Consider the following 3,002-nt stretch of genomic DNA (forward strand, 5'->3'; position numbering starts at 1 on the left):
CGGGCCGCCCGACGTCGATGGACGACCGTCGCCGTCGTCGCCGTCGTCGCGGTGCTCGTTCTCTCGGGACTGGTCTGGCACTTCGGCTCGCCGGCCCCGCAGTCGACGCTCCGCGCGATGCATCAGGAGGCCGAGCCGGAGGCAGACCCACTGCCGATAACGCCGGCCGACGGGGACGTTCCGTCGATGCAGACGATCTACTGGGAGCAGCTGAAACCGGAAACCTGTCACTACCGGTTGAGCTGGAACGAGGTGCGGTGGGTCGCGATGACCGACGATCGACTGGACAGACGGACGTGCGACGGGTGGCCGGATCGGACCGATCGGGGCTAGCGATTCGGCGTCGGCGAACTCGTCACGACAGCTGCTCGACGTCGCTCCCGGACCGTTCCTCGAGCACCTCTTGTGGCACTCGCTCTTCGCAGATCAGGCGTGCTCGTTCGTCGCGGCGCCTCTCGAGAACGAGGATGAGCGGGCCGAGAACGCTCACCTCAGCCACGGATCAGATAACTTCCTCGCCCCGTTCTCCCCGTAGACGACGATGGCGGCGATCGCGCGGCGTCTGAACCCGCCGACACCGATCGGAACAGGACCGAACGCGAGCCGCTTCGGAGACGCTCGAGCGGCCTCGACCGACGAAGCGGATGCAACCAGGATTTCACCCGTCGTCCGACGTCCGCTCGAGCCGGACCACCACGATGCCGTTGTACCGGTTCACCTCGACGGGGCCGCGGTAGTCGGAGCGATCCTCCACGGCCTCGAGAATCCGCTGATTGGTCGACGAACTGGTGTACGAGAGGACGAGCCAGACGTCGTCGTGCCCGTCGACGGCCTCCCGGATCTCGTCGTCCGACGCGTCGGGCGGGATCCGAACCGTGGGCGCGACCGACCGATCGTAGTAGTAGCCGAACGTCCGTTCCGTGAACGGTCTGCTCACGAGGACGACGTCGTCGCCGTCGACGTTCGACTCGACGTCGGCGGCGGCCTCTCGCCACTGCTCTTTCTGGTCGTCCTGATAGTACGTCGGGAGGGGCGCCACGAGGCCGACGAGGAGCACCCCGACGACGACGTACCGAAGCGACGGGCGAGAGAACGTCTGCACTCCCTTCGCGATCAAGAGAAAAAACGCCAGCGACGCCCCGATCGAGTAACGATCCACGAAGATCGGCGTGACGACGTGCGAGAGGGCGATCGGCACGAGTATCGGCACGACGAACCAGAGAACGACCACGTACACGGCGTTTATCGGTTCGTCCTGACGGTCGGTCTCCGACGCCGTCTCGGAGTCGCTCGAGAGCGCGAGGACCAGACAGCTCACGGCGACGAGCGTGACGAGCAGTGGGAACGACTCACCGAACAGGTGGCCGCCGAGGTAGGCGGCGAACGTCTCCCTGACTGTCTCGGCCGTCGGCAGCGGAATCCACGAGACGTTGCTCGTCTCGCCACCGCGTGCAGCCATCGTCCGGCGGAACAACTTCACCAACCACGGGGCGAGCAACAGGGCGGTGATCCCCTCGAGGGCGATCCAGCGGCGGACGGTCAGTCGCGACCGGGGGACGATCCGGACGAGGTACCGAGAGAAGACGTACGCGTTCTGGGCGAGTATCGCGAACAGCCCGAAGACGTGCGTATAGCCGAGGAGGACCGTGGATATGACGTACCCGATATCGTTCCGAACACCGGTCTCGTCGGCCGGTCTCTCCGTCTGCATCCGTACGAACCAGTAGAACGAGAGCGCGGTCAGCAGTGCGAGCAGGTTGTACATCCGCACCTCCTGCGAGTACCAGACGTGAAACGGTGAGACGGCGACGAACACCGCTGCGATCGTCCCGACCTCTCGGTCGAAGAGTTGCCGACCGGCCCAGTAGAGGACGACGACGGTGGCGATTCCGACGAGGGCCGATAGCAGTCGCGTGGCCAGTTCGCTCGTTCCGAAGACTGCCGTCCAGCCGGAGAGGAGGAGATAGTACAACGGCGGATGCGGATCGTTCCCCGGTACGTTGAGCAGGAGTTCGGGCGCCGTGTTCGACGTTACGGTGGTCACCGAGACGACTTCGTCGACCCAGTAACTCTCGGACGCCAGCCCGAAGAGCCGAAGCGCGGCCGCGAGGAGAGTGATCGGATACAGTTCGATCGGGACACCCGCCAGGGACCGATCCCGGTATCTCCCCCCGTCCGTCTCGGTCGTCGAGGGCAGCGACATGCTATCGATTGCAACGATCCGGGGTATGAATATTGGTCCGCTAACGCAGCTTGCAAACCGGAGTACCGCCCTCCTTCGCCGCTCGAAGGCGGCGGAACCTCGAGTCGGACGAGTCGGAGAGTCGCGTCCGTCGCAACTCGTTGCTTCACACAACGAATGGGACGGTTCGCAGGCCGCCACCCGTTCTCGCGGTACGCACTCGCGAGGGGTTGTGAAAGTGGACTGCTGGCCGTGCCGACCGGGAGGGACGCCCGAATTCGACCGAAACGGTCACCCGCTCGGAGTCACGTCTCCAGCTCGGACGACGACACGTCCGAAAGCGCCGCCTCGAGCTCCCGAACGCCCTCCTTTTCCGTCCGACCGGGATTCGCGAGGACGCGAACCGGCTGCTCGCCGAGGGTGACGAATCCGAGGTCGAGTCGGTCGGCGGTCTCGCGCAGACCGAGCCCGGCGTCGGCATCACCGGCGATAACCTTGCGAGCGGGACTTTCGTGAGCGCGGAGTCCGAGTTCGAAGCCGTCGATCGCGTCGACGATCTCGCGGCGATCCGATCCCCGCTCCTCGGCGAGATCGGCGACCGCAGCGTTGAGACTCGAGCGCAACCCCGAGTCGGTCGTCCGATTGACGAAGCGCAGATCGCGATCGATCAGGTCCTCGAGCCCCTCGATCTCGTCGGGGTTTCCGGGCCGGACGACCAGCCCCCACTCGCGATCCCAACGGCCAAGTTCGATCGCCTTGAGCTCTCGCTCCAGCGGCCCCGCGGCCACGGCCACGTCGGGGACGCGCTCGCGGAGCCGCC

General features: G+C 66.0%; 3 protein-coding genes and 1 pseudogene. 1 reads left to right on the forward strand and 3 read right to left on the reverse strand.

Annotated elements, in window-relative coordinates; all coding sequences use genetic code 11:
- A pseudogene (locus tag PGX04_RS27985) lies at positions 1-333 on the forward strand (DolP-mannose mannosyltransferase); the annotation flags it as partial.
- A 22-nt stretch (positions 334-355) separates the two neighbouring features.
- Here the strand turns inward: PGX04_RS27985 and PGX04_RS27990 are convergent.
- From PGX04_RS27990 to PGX04_RS28000, 3 genes are all read right to left on the reverse strand, one after another.
- On the reverse strand, positions 356-499 hold the full coding sequence (locus PGX04_RS27990) for a hypothetical protein (RefSeq protein WP_273741481.1): 144 nt from the start codon (positions 497-499) through the stop codon (positions 356-358).
- Between the two features lie 159 nt (positions 500-658).
- The gene (locus tag PGX04_RS27995; RefSeq protein ID WP_273741482.1) at positions 659-2,203 is read right to left on the reverse strand and encodes a glycosyltransferase family 39 protein; all 1,545 of its coding nucleotides are present in this window, start codon (positions 2,201-2,203) and stop codon (positions 659-661) included.
- Between the two features lie 284 nt (positions 2,204-2,487).
- Positions 2,488-3,002, reverse strand: a 515-nt coding sequence (locus PGX04_RS28000; RefSeq protein WP_273741483.1) for a substrate-binding domain-containing protein, incomplete at its 5' end; no start/stop codon positions are given.

This window comes from Natrinema soli (genome assembly GCF_028618695.1).

Coding starts and splice junctions, on each gene's coding strand:
- PGX04_RS27995 (WP_273741482.1), bottom strand. CDS start 2,203: ATGTCGCTGCCCTCGACGACCGAGACGGACGGGGGGAGATACCGGGAT.